The organism is Arcobacter sp. ISO1 (assembly GCF_058105185.1).
The window spans coordinates 2,664,181-2,681,312 of record NZ_CM176573.1; the positions used below are offsets into that span (position 1 = coordinate 2,664,181).

Annotated in this window: 21 protein-coding genes; 4 read left to right on the top strand and 17 right to left on the bottom strand. The window is 28.5% G+C overall.

Annotation, left to right across the window (positions count from 1 at the left end):
- Window positions 1-136: 136 nt before the first annotated feature.
- The 9 genes from AC2TY9_RS13165 to AC2TY9_RS13205 all read right to left on the bottom strand — a co-directional run bounded on the left by AC2TY9_RS13165 (window position 137) and on the right by AC2TY9_RS13205 (window position 4,439).
- Window positions 137-559 carry a DUF3995 domain-containing protein gene (locus AC2TY9_RS13165; RefSeq protein WP_489777978.1) on the bottom strand — a complete coding sequence of 141 codons (423 nt, stop codon included), beginning with the start codon at window positions 557-559 and terminating at the stop codon, window positions 137-139.
- A gap of 36 nt (window positions 560-595) precedes the next feature.
- Window positions 596-1,252 carry a hypothetical protein gene (locus AC2TY9_RS13170; protein WP_489777979.1) on the bottom strand — a complete coding sequence of 219 codons (657 nt, stop codon included), beginning with the start codon at window positions 1,250-1,252 and terminating at the stop codon, window positions 596-598.
- A gap of 12 nt (window positions 1,253-1,264) precedes the next feature.
- Entirely contained in the window at window positions 1,265-1,606 is a 342-nt protein-coding gene (locus AC2TY9_RS13175; protein ID WP_489777980.1) for a DUF2834 domain-containing protein, read from the bottom strand.
- Between the two features lie 26 nt (window positions 1,607-1,632).
- Window positions 1,633-2,046, bottom strand: coding sequence for a hypothetical protein (locus tag AC2TY9_RS13180; RefSeq protein WP_489777981.1), 414 nt, complete (start codon window positions 2,044-2,046; stop codon window positions 1,633-1,635).
- Between the two features lie 47 nt (window positions 2,047-2,093).
- Complete coding sequence (locus AC2TY9_RS13185; protein ID WP_489777982.1) at window positions 2,094-2,303, bottom strand: hypothetical protein; 210 nt, start codon at window positions 2,301-2,303, stop codon at window positions 2,094-2,096.
- 156 nt (window positions 2,304-2,459) lie between these two features.
- Window positions 2,460-2,888 carry a hypothetical protein gene (locus AC2TY9_RS13190; RefSeq protein WP_489777983.1) on the bottom strand — a complete coding sequence of 143 codons (429 nt, stop codon included), beginning with the start codon at window positions 2,886-2,888 and terminating at the stop codon, window positions 2,460-2,462.
- Window positions 2,889-2,930: 42 nt separating this feature from the next.
- Window positions 2,931-3,509 (bottom strand): pseudouridine synthase, encoded by a 579-nt coding sequence (locus AC2TY9_RS13195; protein WP_489777984.1) that lies wholly within the window; start codon window positions 3,507-3,509, stop codon window positions 2,931-2,933.
- 106 nt (window positions 3,510-3,615) lie between these two features.
- The gene (locus tag AC2TY9_RS13200) at window positions 3,616-3,966 is read right to left on the bottom strand and encodes a rhodanese-like domain-containing protein (RefSeq protein WP_489777985.1); all 351 of its coding nucleotides are present in this window, start codon (window positions 3,964-3,966) and stop codon (window positions 3,616-3,618) included.
- Between the two features lie 110 nt (window positions 3,967-4,076).
- Window positions 4,077-4,439 carry an MmcQ/YjbR family DNA-binding protein gene (locus tag AC2TY9_RS13205; RefSeq protein WP_489777986.1) on the bottom strand — a complete coding sequence of 121 codons (363 nt, stop codon included), beginning with the start codon at window positions 4,437-4,439 and terminating at the stop codon, window positions 4,077-4,079.
- Between the two features lie 128 nt (window positions 4,440-4,567).
- Between AC2TY9_RS13205 and yddG the strand changes: the two genes are divergently transcribed.
- Window positions 4,568-5,458, top strand: coding sequence for an aromatic amino acid exporter YddG (gene yddG / locus AC2TY9_RS13210; protein WP_489777987.1), 891 nt, complete (start codon window positions 4,568-4,570; stop codon window positions 5,456-5,458).
- A gap of 100 nt (window positions 5,459-5,558) precedes the next feature.
- On the opposite strand, the gene AC2TY9_RS13215 is transcribed toward yddG, so the two are convergent.
- On the bottom strand, window positions 5,559-6,179 hold the full coding sequence (locus AC2TY9_RS13215) for a DsbA family protein (protein ID WP_489777988.1): 621 nt from the start codon (window positions 6,177-6,179) through the stop codon (window positions 5,559-5,561).
- 163 nt (window positions 6,180-6,342) lie between these two features.
- Entirely contained in the window at window positions 6,343-6,771 is a 429-nt protein-coding gene (locus AC2TY9_RS13220) for a heme-binding domain-containing protein (RefSeq protein ID WP_489777989.1), read from the bottom strand.
- Between the two features lie 258 nt (window positions 6,772-7,029).
- On the opposite strand from AC2TY9_RS13220, the gene AC2TY9_RS13225 reads away from it, so the two are divergent.
- Complete coding sequence (locus tag AC2TY9_RS13225) at window positions 7,030-7,452, top strand: DUF2214 family protein (RefSeq protein WP_489777990.1); 423 nt, start codon at window positions 7,030-7,032, stop codon at window positions 7,450-7,452.
- A gap of 143 nt (window positions 7,453-7,595) precedes the next feature.
- Entirely contained in the window at window positions 7,596-7,763 is a 168-nt protein-coding gene (locus AC2TY9_RS13230) for a hypothetical protein (protein ID WP_489777991.1), read from the top strand.
- Window positions 7,764-7,849: 86 nt separating this feature from the next.
- Here the strand turns inward: AC2TY9_RS13230 and AC2TY9_RS13235 are convergent, their stop codons facing one another.
- The 6 genes from AC2TY9_RS13235 to AC2TY9_RS13260 form a co-directional block, all read right to left on the bottom strand.
- Window positions 7,850-7,975, bottom strand: coding sequence for a hypothetical protein (locus tag AC2TY9_RS13235; protein ID WP_489777992.1), 126 nt, complete (start codon window positions 7,973-7,975; stop codon window positions 7,850-7,852).
- Between the two features lie 89 nt (window positions 7,976-8,064).
- Complete coding sequence (locus tag AC2TY9_RS13240) at window positions 8,065-8,265, bottom strand: hypothetical protein (protein ID WP_489777993.1); 201 nt, start codon at window positions 8,263-8,265, stop codon at window positions 8,065-8,067.
- Between the two features lie 92 nt (window positions 8,266-8,357).
- The gene (locus AC2TY9_RS13245; protein ID WP_489777994.1) at window positions 8,358-10,145 is read right to left on the bottom strand and encodes an ATP-binding protein; all 1,788 of its coding nucleotides are present in this window, start codon (window positions 10,143-10,145) and stop codon (window positions 8,358-8,360) included.
- 115 nt (window positions 10,146-10,260) lie between these two features.
- A complete protein-coding gene (locus tag AC2TY9_RS13250) occupies window positions 10,261-11,703 on the bottom strand; it encodes a serine hydrolase domain-containing protein (RefSeq protein ID WP_489777995.1) in 1,443 nt (480 codons plus the stop codon).
- A 280-nt stretch (window positions 11,704-11,983) separates the two neighbouring features.
- Window positions 11,984-14,680: an AAA family ATPase gene (locus AC2TY9_RS13255; protein ID WP_489777996.1), complete on the bottom strand. Its 2,697-nt coding sequence runs from the start codon at window positions 14,678-14,680 to the stop codon at window positions 11,984-11,986.
- Between the two features lie 286 nt (window positions 14,681-14,966).
- Window positions 14,967-15,587 (bottom strand): hypothetical protein, encoded by a 621-nt coding sequence (locus AC2TY9_RS13260; RefSeq protein ID WP_489777997.1) that lies wholly within the window; start codon window positions 15,585-15,587, stop codon window positions 14,967-14,969.
- Window positions 15,588-16,047: 460 nt separating this feature from the next.
- Between AC2TY9_RS13260 and AC2TY9_RS13265 the strand changes: the two genes are divergently transcribed.
- Window positions 16,048-17,010: an integron integrase gene (locus AC2TY9_RS13265; protein ID WP_489777998.1), complete on the top strand. Its 963-nt coding sequence runs from the start codon at window positions 16,048-16,050 to the stop codon at window positions 17,008-17,010.
- Window positions 17,011-17,132 lie beyond the last annotated feature (122 nt).

A 17,132-nucleotide genomic window follows, 5' to 3' on the forward strand; every position in this document is an offset into this window, starting at 1 on the left:
GTGTAGATTAAAATGACAAGGATGTAGATTGTTTGGATTTCCTTGTATTTTAGAATATTGTTTTCATGTCAGTGCCTTTTTAATTCGTACATAATTTTAACTTATTTAGGATTAAATTTATAATCTAAATGATTAGTTATACATTATATGTTAATACTGCAAAAATAATACCTAATAATAAACACAATGGTGAAAAGTATTTTGTATCATACTTTGCAAATTCAGTATCTTTTATTTTTTTAGAAAATCCAAGAACATTGAACTCACCAATTGCCCTTAATATAAAAATTATAGATAAAAATATTCCACTATATAGATAAAAGTTCCGATTTTCATTTAGTGTAAAATCATAAAATTGTAAAGCATATGCAATATATGCAAAAAAAATTAAGACAACTCCAACAAGAAAAGTCAATGGTTTACCAGGTTTCAATAATAGTTTTCCATCTTTTGCTGGTAATGCTTTATCTAATCCTATTTTTCCACCCAAAACCCAATAAAAATGAAATATTCCCATTATGCTTAATACAAAAATTGCGAGTATTGCTATAAAATCCATAATATTACTTTGTAGATAGAATTTAACACAATCATTTTACTTAATATTATAATATGCTTTTTCTTCTAAAATTTTTTTATAATTTTGTTCAAACATATCAGAAAAATTTTTAATTGTATTTTTAAATTCTTGTGTTGAATTATTTTTATTTTTAGGATCCAATATATCCATGATTCTATCTCTTATATCTTCTAAACTGATATCTTGATTACTTGCTTGTAATTTTCCATCTACTAAAATGGGTGATTTTATAAATAATATTGAGGCTGTCATTACATCTTTAAAATCCATAGAATTAAAGGTTTCTACTAAAGCTTTTTTTTCGTCATTCCCTAAAGACTGAGGAATCACTCCTAATGTTTTTGCCATACCATCTTCTATTATTCCATCATTATTAAAATCATATTTTTCATAATGGTGAAGAAGTAAATTATATGCACCCTCATCACTTAAATTATCTACATTTACCTCATCAGCAAGTCTTGTGTAGTTTTGTAAAGTGGATAATTCCTCTTTTGTTAGAGAATTCAAAAAATCTTTTGCATTTGACATATCTACATTATTTGCATTTGCTTTATTGTATATATCTTCAAATCCTTCTTTAAACGGTTTTCTAACTTCATAAAAACTATCTGCCATTTTTAAATCTTTTACTATATTTATATGTTCAGTATAACTTGTACTTGTATTCATAAAAATTCCTTTTTATTTTATGGACTTATTTGTGTTATTATGTATATTTTCAATATGAATTTCCCTTAATAACAAAAATAATGGTAAACCAAAGGATACTCCAATACTCAATGTCCCTACAATTGGTAACCAAATCTTAGGCATAGATAACTTTTTACCCTCATAGATAATAAATATAATTAACACTATTGCAGAAATAATAACGTCAAGCCATGCAAATAAGCTTAATTTATCTTCAATAATTGTATTGATAAATAATGAAATATCAAAACCAATCTCATTTAGCCACAATAAAAACTGTGATAGAGGTAAAAATAGTCCTAAAATCATTAACAAAAAATAAATTTTTTTCATATATTTATCTCCATAAATTATCAATATTATTTAATACTACATTTACTATCAAGTAATTTAGATAAACTATCTCTTTCTTGTTCTGCTTTCATCAACCTTTGGTATTCTACTTCATTATTATTCTTTTTAGCTTCAACTTTTGCCATAAATGATTGATACGAATATAATGAATCATACATAAATATTTTTCCATCAATTTTATCTATCTCTGATGCAGCACATTTACAGTATTCTAACTCTTTTTGATTTTTAGCTTGTTTTTGACATGTGGTTTTAAACATCTTCTTTGATTTTTCAATTTGTCCATTTTTTAACATTTCATCATACATTTTTTGATTTGCTTCAACTTTATAAAACTCATCCATATTCATAGATAAAATGTTATTTCCAAAACATTGTAATGATATAAATGCTATAAGAATTAATTTTTTTATACACATAGTTGTCCTTTAACTTTATACTTTATATAAACAATTTTCATTAAATTTTATTTCTTATTTTTCTTTCTTGAAGCTTTTGCCATCTTTGCTTTTTTCTTTGCTTTTTCTTTATTTAAACTTTCACTTTTTCTTGCATTTACAACTTGCTTTTCTATTGTTGTATCTTTTGAAAATGTTTTTTGAGTAGAATTACTTCCAAGTTTGATAAGGTCAACTTTTGAATTTTTTACACTATTATTGTTTAGACTTTTCGCCATTTTTCATCCTGATATTTTTTCCTAGTTACAAAGCACTAGCTTTGAAATAAATACTTATATTCAACATACTTTTAATATGCATTATAAATATGAACATTGAGAGTAAGTTATGAAAACTTGCTTTCTCAACTAAAAAAGGTGTATACCCTTTCCCCTCTATTGGTCTTCTAATAAATAGAAAATTGTTTTCCCTACTCGCTTATCATAGTTTTCGCTTTTTTTATCTTGTAAACTAGCAAGTTTTTCTCTTACATTGATAATTGAGTTTGAAGTATCAATAATCTCTTCTTTATCATCTTTTAAAATCAATTTTTTATCATTGCTTTTACTAAATTGTTGTGCTCTTTCTTTATCAGAAAATGTAACCTTCACAATATTAATAGCTCTTTTAACATCAATTCTAGCTTTTTTCTTTTCATCATCAAATTTTAATATTCTATTTCCATTAGAAGAGATTTTCATTGTTTTTGCTGTTTGAATATCTTCTGTTGATTCAAGTATTACATACTCTTTGCCATTTATTAGTATTTCATTGTTTTCTAATAGTTTAATCTCTTTGATAATAGTTTTTTTACCTTTAGGCATATATCTCCTTGTATTTTTATGTAATTATAGCTGATATTTTAATCATCTAAGATTTTTAAGTAAATTTATTTCTTCCTCTTGTGTTAAATAACGCCACTTCCCACTTTCTATGTTTAAATCAAAATTTCCTATACTTATTCTTGTTAAGTTTAAAACTTTTAAAGGGGTATTAAATTTTGAATCTTTTAATGCCCCAAAAAGTCTTCTAATATGTCTATTTTTACCTTCATCTATTTTAACTCTAAGTTTTGTTTTTGCTCCACCCATACCAATCTTTTCAACCTCAAGAGCTTTTAGTAATCCATACTTACTAGGAACTCCTTTCATAGCTAAAGAGATGTGCTCATCATTTACATGTCCCCTAACCCAAATTTCGTACACCTTAATGCAAGAACCAGGTTTAGTTAATAAGTTTCCAACTTTTCCATCTTGTGTAAATAAAAGAAGCCCTTTTGATTCTAAATCTAAACGCCCTATTGGCATCCACTCATCATCAAAAACCCAAGTGGGTAAAAGCTCATAAACTGTTTTACGACCAAGTTCATCTGACCTAGTTACAACATAACCTTTAGGTTTATTAAGTACTAATAGTTTTTTTGAACTATTTTGTGTATTGCTCATAAATTTTATCCCTTAAATACTAATGTGAAAATATAGTTGCGAGTGTAAAAACATATGTAAATATTAATTGAAAAATTATACTACCAGAAAAAAGAGTGAAAAGATTTTATTGAAATTTCACTAAAGAACGCCATGCCCCTGCATTATATACATTTTCAAAACCTTTTGAGATTAAAAGACGTCTTGCTAATCCACTTCTACTACCACTAGCGCAACAAAGAATTATAGGCTTAGTATTATCTAAATCTTTCATTTTATTTTTAAGTGATTCTAATGGGATATTTATACTTTTATCATAACTAGCTAAAACAAACTCATCTTTAGTTCTAACATCAATAATCTGTCCACCTTCTTCAATAAGAGATGGAACAAGTTTTAATACTTTGTATTGATTATACTTTTTATATATTATGAAAGCTATTATTGGAATAAAAACATAAAGTATAGTTTCATTCATAAATTTTCCTTGTTTAAACTTTTTTAATATTCTTACTATTTTAATAAATAAAGATTATATATTATATTTCTTAATTTGAGACAACAATTTTATTTAATTACTTTATTGTTTTAGGCTTTACTTAACGATAGTTCTTCTTTTTCCTTTTTTGTAAGTTTACTTACAACTAAATCATAAGACTCACTAATCATCTCTTTTAAAATATCCTCTTCCATAGTACCATCTAAAATAATTGTATTCCAATGTTTTTTATTCATATGATACCCCGCAATTACACATTTATAAATTTCTCTATAGGCTATTGCATCATTTGGATCACATTTTAAATTTAACCGAATATTACCATTCTCAAATCCATATAATGCAAACATTTTATTTTTGACTTTAAATACTGCTATATCATCCCCAAAAGGAAACTCTTTATTTGAGCAGGGCTTTGATAAAATCATTTTTTCTAATTTTTCTTTATTCATATTAGACTCTCTTATACTTAACCTTAGACTTGAAAAGAAGGGTACGATACCACTTGATTATTATATCATATATAATTTTATGTTATTTTATACTATACTTCTTTTTTTTATTTTAGATGGGATTATATATGCAACATACTAAAGGCAATATTTTAGGGTTATTGACGATATTATCATGGTCAACACTAGCCCTTTTTACAGTATATTCTGGAGACATTCCACCTTTTGAACTTTTATCTATTTCTTTTTTTATTGCTTCACTTATTGGTATTTTGATGTTAAAAAAACAAAGAAGAAGTTTTTCAAGTTTGAGAAACATACCTCTTAAAGCTTACATATTAGGTGTTAGTGGATTATTTGGCTATCACTTTTTTTATTTTTTAGCAATAAAAAATGCACCTGCTGTTGAGGCAAACTTATTAAATTATTTATGGCCTTTACTTATTGTTGTTTTTTCAGCTTTGTTACCAAATGAAAAGTTAAAATGGTTTCATATAGTAGGTACAATTTTAGCTTTGATAGGAGCTTTTTTACTTGTACTAAAAGACGGTAGTTTAGAATTTGATTCAAAATATACTTTAGGATATATCTTTGCACTTGCTGCCGCTCTTATTTGGTCAAGTTATTCTGTTATATCTAAAACATTAACTCATGTGCCAACATATGCTGTAACTGGATTTTGTATCATAACGGCAGTACTTTCATTTATTGCACATATTATTTTTGAACAAACTATGATTCCTACATTTACGGAGTTATTAGCAGCTATTATGCTGGGATTGGGGCCAGTTGGTGGAGCCTTTTATTTATGGGATTTTGCACTTAAAAATGGAGATATTAAGATACTAGGATCACTTGCATATTTAGCTCCACTTTTATCAACATTGATTTTGGTATTTGTTGGCGTATCAAAAATGACAACTTCAATTGCCTTAGCTTGTTTATTTATAGTTTTAGGTTCAATTATTAGTTCAAAACAGTATTTAAAAACAATTATAAATTTGATTTTTAAGTCTTAATAATATTTAACTGATAAATTAAAAAGTGACAAAGAATTTGAAAAAGATTTTTTATCTGCTTTAGATGATTATATGAATAATGATGACAGCAGTAGGCTTATTAATTATCTAAAGTAAGCCTTAGAAAATGATTTTCAAGATTGCTAGCGTTTGTAAATCCCTGAGATAGATGATGAGCTTGATTCATATCATCAATATAAAAAAGTGCTGGAAAACCACTTACTTGTAATTGAGCAGTTATACTTAAATGTTCTTGTAAACGTTCTTCAGTTACTTTTGATTTAAAAACCTCTAAAAAAAACTTTTCATCTAAACCAATAGAACTAGCACAAGAAATCAACGTTTCTTCTAAAGAAGGATTTTTTGCTTCTTTATAATAAGCAGATTGAATTGCTTTAGCCATTTCATTAGAGCTTTTATTTTTTAAAGTTTCTGCTGTAATTACAGCTCGACAAGCAGGATAAGTTGAACGATAGGGAGTATTTAATTTCCAATAATCATGATTAAAAGTTACTTTCGTCTTCTTTTCAATTTCTACCCAATAAGAAGAGATAGCTTTTTTCATATTCTCACCCATTGGAGTGTCATTGTCAGCAGCTAAACCACCCATAATATAATCTATTTCAAGAGAAGGATTTTTTTCTAAAAATTCTTCTAACTCTGGTTGGAAAGCATAACACCAAGCACACATTGGATCCATTACATATATTAATCTCATCATTTCCTCGTTTTTAAAACTTTTGAAAAGAGGATTATATCTATCTCTGTTTAATTCTTGCCTATTCTTTAAGTATACATATACTTAATAAGGACAAGGAAAGAAGAAGCCCTATTCGGTAACTAATGTTGACCTTATCATTTGTCTCCTCTTTTTTCCTGTTCTTTTATTCTCTACCAAAAGTTTTTTCTAAACCTAAAATAAGCTGTTCCGTCTCATTTTGAGTAAGTTTAGCCTCAGGATGTGTTGGAAGATAATAAAAAGGAGGCATTTCACCCTCTTCTACTTCTTCTGCTGCCTCATCACCTTTATTCTTTTTTTGTGCACCCCACATAGAAACATTAAAATGTTCTCTACCCTCTTCAACGTCAAATGCAACCAACCAAGAAATAGGTGCAACTTTGCTATACCATGGATAAGTTGTCTTATTTGAATGGCAATTAGCACAAGCTTTATCAAATAACACTTTTGTCTGCATTGAATCCCATTTAGGCTCACTTACTACTGGAGGATTTGTATAATCCTTTCCATAAGGAATAAACTGAATTAAGACAGCTACAATAGCTGCGCCTAAAATAATCTTACCTTTACTCATTATTCTTCTCCTAAATTAATAATTTAGACCGATTTTAAACTATTATTATGAATTCAACATGAATCAAATATGAATAGAACATGAATATACTATTAAAAACTTTGAGGAGACAAAAAATTAATTATTTAGCTAATTAAATATCCAAATTGGGAAATTTTTTATTAAATTATACTAAAAAGATAATTATAGGTTTTACTCTACAAATTTAATGAATGTTATTTCAATAGAATTGCCATTATCAAAACGTTAGGAAAATATATGAGCGAAATAATTTTTAGGTATCTACACTTTGTTGGAATAATGGGTTTAGCTGGATGTTTAGTAATGCAGCATTTACTGATTACTAGTGAGAATAAAATAGAAGAGTTAAAGAAAATTGCTTTTATCGATATCATTTATGGTATTAGTGCTCTTATTACTTTAGTTACAGGTCTAGCTTTATGGCTATTTGTAGGAAAAGATTCAAGCTTTTATTTACAAAATGGAGTTTTTCATGCAAAATTAACACTTTTTATTGTGATTGCTTTATTGTCTATTTACCCTACAATGTTTTATCTAAAGAATAAAAACAAAAATGTAGCAGTAATAAAAATGCCAAAAGTGATAATCATGCTAGTTAGAACACAATTGGCTATTTTATTTATTATGCCATTATTAGGTGTATTAATTGCAAGAGGATAGGTTTTCCCTATCTTCTAATTTGATTTAACTGAATCTATAAAAAGAGTGAACGCTTTCACTTACTTAAAACATAGGCTTATAAATATATAACACATGATTTACATATATTTTTACTATGATGTCATAAACTAAAAAGGAAATCAATGTTTGAATTAATAGCTTTACTCTCTTTTGCTTGTTCTGGAATCATTATTTATTTTATTCAAAAAAAAAGAGCTGAGAATAAAAGAACTGAAAATCAATTTACACCAAAACGTCAGAAAGATATAAAAAAAGCAAAGAAAAAAGCTAAAAATGAAAGTAAAGCCTAACAAGCTTTTATAAAGTTGTTAAATTAAAAGTGGAGATTCAAGCTCTGGGGTGTGATTTTAAAAGTATGATTTTTTAGTTATCGTTATCACCTGACCCCTATTTTATCATGCTGTTCATTTGTTTGTTTTATTAATTCAATTTCTTGTTCTTTTGGAATTGATTCTAAAAAACCACTATATTGCTTTGCTTTTTCAATATCTATTTCTTCCAAAGGCTTACTCCTTGATTTATGATAACGTTTGAGTTGAGAAATAAATTAGCCGCAGGGTAATTTATTTCTCTCCAAAGCTTTGTTAGTCTTTATATTTCATCTGGATTATAAATTAACTGTTTTTGATATTTGCTAAATTCTAAGTCAAATTTTTCTTTTGCATCTTTTTCAGTTTCAAATTCATATATTGGTTCTTTAAGTATTTTTCCCTCTGTTTTCCCTATCCATATACTATATCCCCATTTTTTTGTTTCTTTATCTTGCAGTATCTCACCATTTAACATTTTCATTTACAATCCTTCGTATTTTATAGACTAACGACTGAGTTCACCGACTACTTGTAGTTCGGTGCAAAGTTTTGTTATACATTTTTGGCGATATGTTATATTATCTTCATTATCGTCTCATTTATGACCAATGGTGCAAATTCTGGATAATCATTAATCACTTTTTCAATGACATCTTTTTTCAAAGCATCTTCTCTTCGATAAGAGTTCAAAAAAGGAAACTTGGATTTAAAAAGAGTTTCCAAGTCATGCCCTTGATATTGACTGTACTCAGAAGATATCTGTAATTCCCACCCGTTAAATGTCTTATAAGTTACCTTGTTTTCTGACTCCAATTCTAAATCAGATAATATTTTATTGATAATTTTCTGAGCGTCTTCTTTGGTTAAATTATTTAGTTGTGGATATGTTGAAACGCTTAGCGATCCAAAGTCAGTTATTGGAATTTTGTTTTCGCGTATCATTAGTAATCCCATTAACAAAGGATCTAGCAGATAATTCTCGATTGCATATCTATCACCTTCACCAAGAACAATGATTCTATCCTTGGACACATTTGCTAAATCCCAGTCAATTATCCCATAAACTTGTTCATTTCCATTGCTAAATAGATTTTCTACAATATTAATAACATCAGTGCAGTTAGAACCGTTAGAAGTTCTTGCAGGAATGTAGATTGGTTCTGATGGAAATGTTTCAATGCGACCATAGATATTTGTTAAAAGTTCATAATAAGTCACATCATATTTACTTTCGACAAAAACTTGTCGTCTTCTTTCTGTGGATATTTTTAGAAATGGAATATCTCCAGAAAGTATTTCCACTGCTTTTTGTGTTGGAATTTTTTTTGGATTATTATTTCCTCTTTCCAATTGATATATAGAAATCCCTTCTGCCGCCACCACGGTAGTCGGAGAATGAGTAGTGATTATCGTTGGAATATTGTTGTCTTCTACAATATTCTTTTTTAAAACATTAACCATTTTTTTGGTCATGGATGGATGCAAAGCAGCATCTGGTTCATCAATCAACAATAACTCAGGTTTCCCTTGTTCTCCTCCAGTATTATATATTGCCAAAGCCAATGACATAAGAACTTTTTCACCTGTTGATAGATTTGCGGAGCTAATTTCAAAATCATCATTTGCATCTATAAGTTTAAATATAAAATTTGATTCTCTTCTATCTCCTAATGGACTATTTACTTTATACGGTATATTTGTTTCTACAAAAATTTGGTTGACAAAATCCCAAGGTGCAATACCATTTATAGCAATAAACTCTTCATCAGTTAAAACTTTTGATGTGATTTTTTTACCATTTGATTCTAAATATCTATTGTAAAGATTCTCATCTAATTTATTGGCATAGTTTTTAAAAATTAAAGCGAACTGAGCCGTGAAAAAATCATTTTGTCCCATAAAGGAAATATCAAAGAAGTCATGTAGGTCATCTTCCGTAAGTGTATCATAGTTTTTAGCGGTTGCTTCTAAGGCTTTTAAACAATGCTTTTTCATGTGTTCTTGACTAATTCGATTTAAAACTTCCTGATTAGTTACTTCTCGATGGGTCCTAGTTGCTTGCGACTTCGCTTGTTGTATGGCTTGTTGAAATGTTTTGAAAACATTTTTTATATGATTTGTAATTGTGTTCGGATCACAATTTTCCTGAATATTTGGATTTAAACCATTAAATGGGATATATCTTGCATTTTGAATTTTAGAGCCATTTACCAAGACATCTGTTAAATCTTTATTCGCAAGAGCTTGTAACAAATGAGTTTTACCACTTCCATTTTTTCCTGTAAGTACTGAAAAATCAGGTAGCTCAAAATCGATACGTTCCTTTATGGATTTATGGTCTGCTTTAAGTACTATTTTCATTTTTTCTAATTACCTCCAGAGTATGCGTTCGTTTATTACACTTGCATCATTATGTAGTTTTATATTCTTCTTTTTATGTATAACGGTTGAGTTGAGAAATATTTGAGCCGCAGGGTCAAATATTTCTCTCCAAGGTTTTGTTATATATTTTAACCATTATGATACTTTTTCCTATCAGTCCTAATAATGATATAACAATTGAACTTAGCATTAAATAGCCGATATCTGGTACAAACATTAAAAATCCGCTAAATGTTAAATTATACAACTTGGGTATAATAAAAAATAGTGAGATGATAATTGAAATATCAAATATAAATGATACTATTGTTCTATACTTTTTGACATCTTTATGCTTTTGAATAAATCGTTTCATTAAAAATAATTGAACTATCAATAAACCAATAAAAAATATATATGCAGATATAGAGATAATATCTATAGTGGTATCTTTTAGTTCTTTATTTCTAATTATATCAATAATACCACCTGCTAGAGTGTTTAACTCATTACTGCCTAATGTATATGAAGTAGTATTTGTAAGCATAATAAGACCTAGTTTTTCTTCTGGAAATATAATCATTGAAGCTGTATATCCAGGGGCTGTTCCTAAATGATTTAAATAAAGTTTTTCACTAGTATCCACAAACCATCCAAAGCCATAATGGATTTTATCCTTGACTATCGTAGCACTTGGTTTTTGTATTTGTTTGATAATAGAGGGTGAAAATACCTGTTCTTTTTTATAGTTTCCTTTATTTAACTGTGCAATTAAATAGTTGCTCATATCTTCAACATTTGAAATAATATATCCAGCAGGAAGTAAAACTTTACTAAATGGAAAATCACTTTTTATAGCTTGACCAAACCAAAGTCTATGTCCTTGTGCTATATTTTTTTTGTCAATATTTTCTAAAGTGGCATAACTATTTTTCATATCAAGTTTATTAAATATATTTTCTTTTATATATTGATTATAAGAAAGCCCAGTTACTTTTTCTATAACTAAACCTAAAATTTGATAATTTATATTTGAATAATAAAAAGTGGTTGATGGCTTTGAAATAAGTGAGACATCTTTTAACGCCCGAATAGTTTTTTCTAAAGCAAAATTACTACTATCCCAATCATCAAAATTTTTCAATCCATCATAAGTAGAAAATCCGCTGGTTTGGTTTAACAGTGTTCTAATAGTTATATTGTTGACATCTTTTTCATCTTTTATTTTAAACCAAGAAAGATACTTATTTATTGAATCATCCAAATTAATTTTTCCATCTTCTACTAATTGCATAATTGCTAAGGCTGTAAATGACTTGGTTAAAGAACCAATATAAAACAATGAATCTGATGTAATAGTTGTATCTTTTGAATAACTTTTTTTGTAGACTAAACTATCATCTTTGATTACACCTATTGAAATAGCTGGGATATTTGCTTTGTTTTGTACATTTTCAACATATTTATCAATTTTATTTAAAGTTTGAATATCTATATTTTTAGCATTTATTTCAAAATAAAAAAATAGACTTATAATCAGGAAAACTTTTTTTATCATTCGAGACCTTTGATTTATTTTAGATATAACGGCAGTGCTGAGCGACACTCAGAAAGGAGGATTGAAAACGGAGTTTTCGAAATCTAACTGAATGAGTGGAAAAGAGTGTTCGCTCCTGCGACTTGTTATCCGAACGCCGTAGGCGAAGGATGACAAGAACTCGCTCAGTACTGCCGTTATCGGTTCGCCCTAGGCGAGCCGATAACGTTTGACTTCAGTGACGCTATGCGTTCACTGCTAGGTTTTGTTATAGCTTTATATGAAACGTCTTTCAAGTTTCTTATTTCATCATTCCTCTAAGTAGTCCAACATCTTTTTTATTGTTTCTTTGTTTTAATCCGTGTAATATTTTGTCTTCTGTTTCAGGTGACCAGTATATCTTTAAGTCTTCTTTTGCTCTTGTTATTGCAGTATAAAAAATATTATGAGTAATCTGTTCCTCTGCCTCATCGGTAATAACAATCTTGACAGAACTATACTCTAAGCCTTGAGCTTTATGAATAGAAACGGCATATGCCACCTGAAAGGGAACTATAGCTTCCGATGACTCATCATCCTCATCTGTTGTTGGAAACTCATTAACTTTAAAGCTAATAACTGATTTTCTGCTATCACTACTTACTAATTCAAAATCATACCATTGTGTATCTAACTCATTTATCACTTTATCTATTTCTATATCAAATTCAATCTGTTTATCTAAAACTTTTATACCAACAATCTTACCTTTTAGATTATTGTATATGGCTTCTCCGAATCTTTTTGTATCATTAAACAAAATTGGGTCATTGATTTTATACGTTAAACTTCCCCACTCAATAGGTTTATGTGAATTATTTGTTTGTAAAAACCTGTTTATATTATTTATGCCGTAAACCCCATCATAATGAAAACAAAGTATGATTTCATCATCTTTATGATTTTCAAAAATCGATGCATCCAACTTGACAGAATATCCATGCCTTTGAATATGCTCTGAAATATCATCTTTTATATTTCTTACTTTATCCCACAAATCTAGTAAATTTTTATTTTTGCTTCGCCAAGGATGAGTTAGTTCAAATATAGAGTTTTTAGGTAAAAACTCTTTTGATATTTCAAACCAGTTGCCAAACCTGATGGATTCAATCTGAAAAATATCACCAACTAATACTATAAGAGTAAAAGAAGCTCTATTTAAAATATCTAGCATATCTTTATTGTTTACAGTACTACTTTCATCTATGAACAATATAGTGCATTCTGTATTAGTATTTTTTTTAGATAAAAATTTTGTAATTGTCATAAATTCACAATGAGGAGCATCAACTTTTCTATCTAAATTATCAGTTGCTGGATTTGTTTGAGCTAAAAAGATTTTTTTATAATCCTTAAAAAAGTTAGCAATATGATTTATCATTGTAGATTTACCAGTTCCAGCTGCTCCATAAATCATAGCTATTTTTGAATTTTCAAACATTTTAATTAAAAATTTCATTTTATCTTCACAATCTATCTCATGATCTGTTTCTTCAATCCAAGCTTTTACAGAGTTCGAATAATTTTCAATGCCTTCATTAGATAATTTTTCTAATTTTTTTATTATTTCTATTGTGTTTTCTTTGTAACCTTTCATATAAAGAAAATTATCTTTATAACTCTCGATCAAGCGATTTGACTGTGTTTTTCTATAAATTAGAGCGTTATATCTTTTGATAAGAGCATTAAGATTATCAAATTTCTCCACTTCATTTAGTGGGGTAAATAGTTCTGCTTTCATTTCTGTATTGTTTTGAATCAATCTTGCCAAAAATTCATGTTCTCTATTTTCATGACTTATGCACTCAAACAAATCATATATTCTTGGATTATGATTTTTTAAAGAAGTTGTAAAAGGCATGTTATCAAAAGCTATACATTCCCATTTAAGTAAAAGATTGGACAGCATAGGATTTGATTCATTATAGGTTTGAGTCTTAATAATTTTATTATTCATAATATATAGAAGATATCGAATAATATTTGAACTTGCTCCGTTACGCAATAACAATTCTCTACACTTATCTAATACATCAAAAAATTGTATTTTACTGCCATCTGTTACTTTGTTTTTTACAAAATCATAATATTCTTGCTCTTGAATGACATATTCATTAAGACAGAAACTTGTTTGTGTTAAGAAATGCATTAATTCTTTGTATTCTTTGTGACCAGATTGAATATTTATATACATACCAAATATTCTTGCAAAGTTATTAAGTTCACAAGGTCTTATTGAAACTTCCCAGTTTTGAATAATATTTATAGGCATTTTTTTACCTAAAAGTTCGATAAATTCTTTTCCAAGAAAAAGATCTATCGCATAATTGGGAGTAATGTCTAATTTTGTAAAAGCGATTATTCTATCAAACTTGGTTACTTTGTCATGAGATTTTGTAAAAGTTACCTCATAGTAAACTTCATTTTTTACAAAAAAAGGTTTAATTTTTTGGATATAGTATCTATCTTTTTTAGTTGAACCTGTTAAGGGTATGTCTATTCTTTCTGCAATTTTTTCATAATATTCTTGTGTGGTTTTATCAAGTTTAATAGGAAATTCATTGATATTAGCAAAAACTTCTAAATTGTGTTCTTTTATTAGAAATGATTTTATTTTCAAAAGATATTCATAATATTTAAGCATTAACCTTTCTGATGCATTTTCATCAAGCGTATAATGAGAAGCAGAGATTTGTAATAAATCATGAAATTTGCCTAAAAACCTAAGCATTCCAATTGATTTCACATACTTTTCAGCAATCCTAAAATTTTCGTATTTAGGTTCAAGAGATTGGTTATTTCTTTGATTGTATATTTTCAAAAAAATGTATTCGACTAAATTTCTAAGTTGTGCTAGAATATTTTGAGAAAGTAAGCCTCTCTCACTATCGTCAAACTTACTTATATTTTTTTCAATAACTTGATTTGTGTCATTTATTTTTTTATCAACATTATCCATCACAACCCTTACCTTTGATATGTCTATTCAATTTTAATCTCTTGTAGCTATAACGGCAGTGCTGAGCGACACTCAGAAAGGAGGATTGAAAACGGAGTTTTCGAAATCCAACTGAATGAGTGGAAAAGAGTGTTCGCTCCTGCGACTTGTTATCCGAACGCCGTAGGCGAAGGATGACAAGAACTCGCTCAGTACTGCCGTTATCGGTTCGCCCTAGGCGAGCCGATAACGATTAAAGTGAGCCAATAAATTGCCCGCAGGGTAATTTATTGGCTCCTCTGATTTGTTATATTTTTTTATCTTCAAAGTAGGATATTGTTCTTTTACGAACCCTACCTACTTCAATATAATTCCAACCTCCACCAATAAGCCCTCCCACTATCGGAAGAGTTTTTGTAATAACACCTTTTTGGGTGACCTTAATACCAAAATATTTGAGCATAATCTTTTTGAATGCTTTCAGAGTTTCTTTTGATAAATATTTTTTTATAGCAACTCTTGTAACCCCCATACCACCTCGGATACCAAATTCTCTAGCAAATTGGCTTCCAACATTTAGTCCAAAAACAGGTATCAAGAGTTCCCACTTGGCATCTTCATCATCGAAAAAGTTCTCATCATAGATAATAGCTGCTCTTGCAACTGCTAATACTTCAGTACGAAGAGTAACAGCAACATCTGCAGTAGCTGCAGGTACCGCTGTCCAAGGATTTGCAGGTAATCCAGTAACTACTCCCGTTGATGTTGCCTTCCATCTAGCAACAGAAAAAGCTTTTTCTGCTAACTTTTTATTACTGGCTTTTGGATTTTTTTCTCTTTCAGCTTTTATAGATGCAATAATTGCGGGTGGGTCGATTTCAACTACCCACTCAAGAGCTTTTGTTAATGCTTTACTTCCTTCTGACACATTTTACTCCTTGAAAACTTTAAAAATATAACGGCAGTGCTGAGCGACACTCAGAAAGGAGGATTGAAAACGGAGTTTTCGAAATCCAACTGAATGAGTGGAAAAGAGTGTTCGCTCCTGCGACTTGTTATCCGAAGGCCGTAGGCGAAGGATGACAAGAACTCGCTCAGTACTGCCGTTATCGGTTCGCCCTAGGCGAGCCGATAACTATTTATTGAATATACATTATATAAATAAAGTACTTAAATCCACTAATTTATTATATATTTAGTAGAAAAGCTTATTTCATGCATCTTTATAGATAAATATTACATAATGCAATATTTTTTCTATATATTTTTATTATAAGTTATAATTTTTATGTATATTTTATGTCGATATTTGGAACTTTAATATACATAATGTATGTTAAAAGTGAAAAATTTAACTTTAAATAACATTTTATAGTTTAGGAGATATTATGGGTAAAAAACTACTTGATATAATGAGGGATAAAATTAGAGTAAAGCACTATAGTTTAAAAACTGAAAATGTGTACATTTATTGGGCAAAAAAATATATTCTATTTCATAATAAAAGACATCCTAATACTATGGGTAAAAAAGAAATTGAAGAGTATTTAACTTATCTAGCCAAAAATCTAAATGTATCTCCTACTACTCAAAACCAAGCTTTTTATTCAATTGTTTTTCTTTATGAACAAGTATTAAGTATTTCTTTAAAAGAACAAAATATTCAAGCTTTAAGAGCTCAAGAGAGAAAGCATATTCCCGTAGTGCTTACTATAAATGAAGTTAAAAGTATAATTTCCAATATGATGGGTATTTATCAGCTTATAGTCAAACTTATGTATGGGTGTGGACTTAGAATGAAAGAAGTCCAAAACATAAGAATTAAAGATATAGATTTTGGATTTGATAAAATTTATATTTGGGATAGTAAATCCTTAAAAGATAGAACCTTGCCACTTCCATTAAAAATAAAGGATGAACTTAAAATTCAAGTAGAAAAAGTAAAAGAAATACACCAAAAAGATTTAGAAAATGGATATGGAAGTGTATTTATCCCTTATGCACTAGAACGAAAATTTCCTAAAGCAAAATTTGAAACCAAATGGCAATATGTTTTTCCTATGAATAAGATATCAAAAGATCCAAGAAGCGGTGAACATAGACGACATCATATTTTAGATGTAACTTTAAGTAGAAATATAAAAAATGCGGTTGAAAAATCCAATATAGATAAAAGAGTAACCTCTCATATTTTTAGACATTCATATGCAACTCATTTACTTCAAAATGGTACAGATATACGAAGTATTCAAGAACTATTAGGACATAAATCAATAGAAACAACTATGATATATACTCATGTGGTAAAAGAATTAAACAAAAATGAAATAAGGAGTCCATTGGATTTTTAAATTTTATAAATATTAAAAAAAATAATTAAATCTATTAATATGCTTTTAGAGTATTAGATTTTGAAGTCAATCAAGGCAAAGAGTTAATTTAAAGCGGAGCGTACATGTAAGTACGTGAGCAT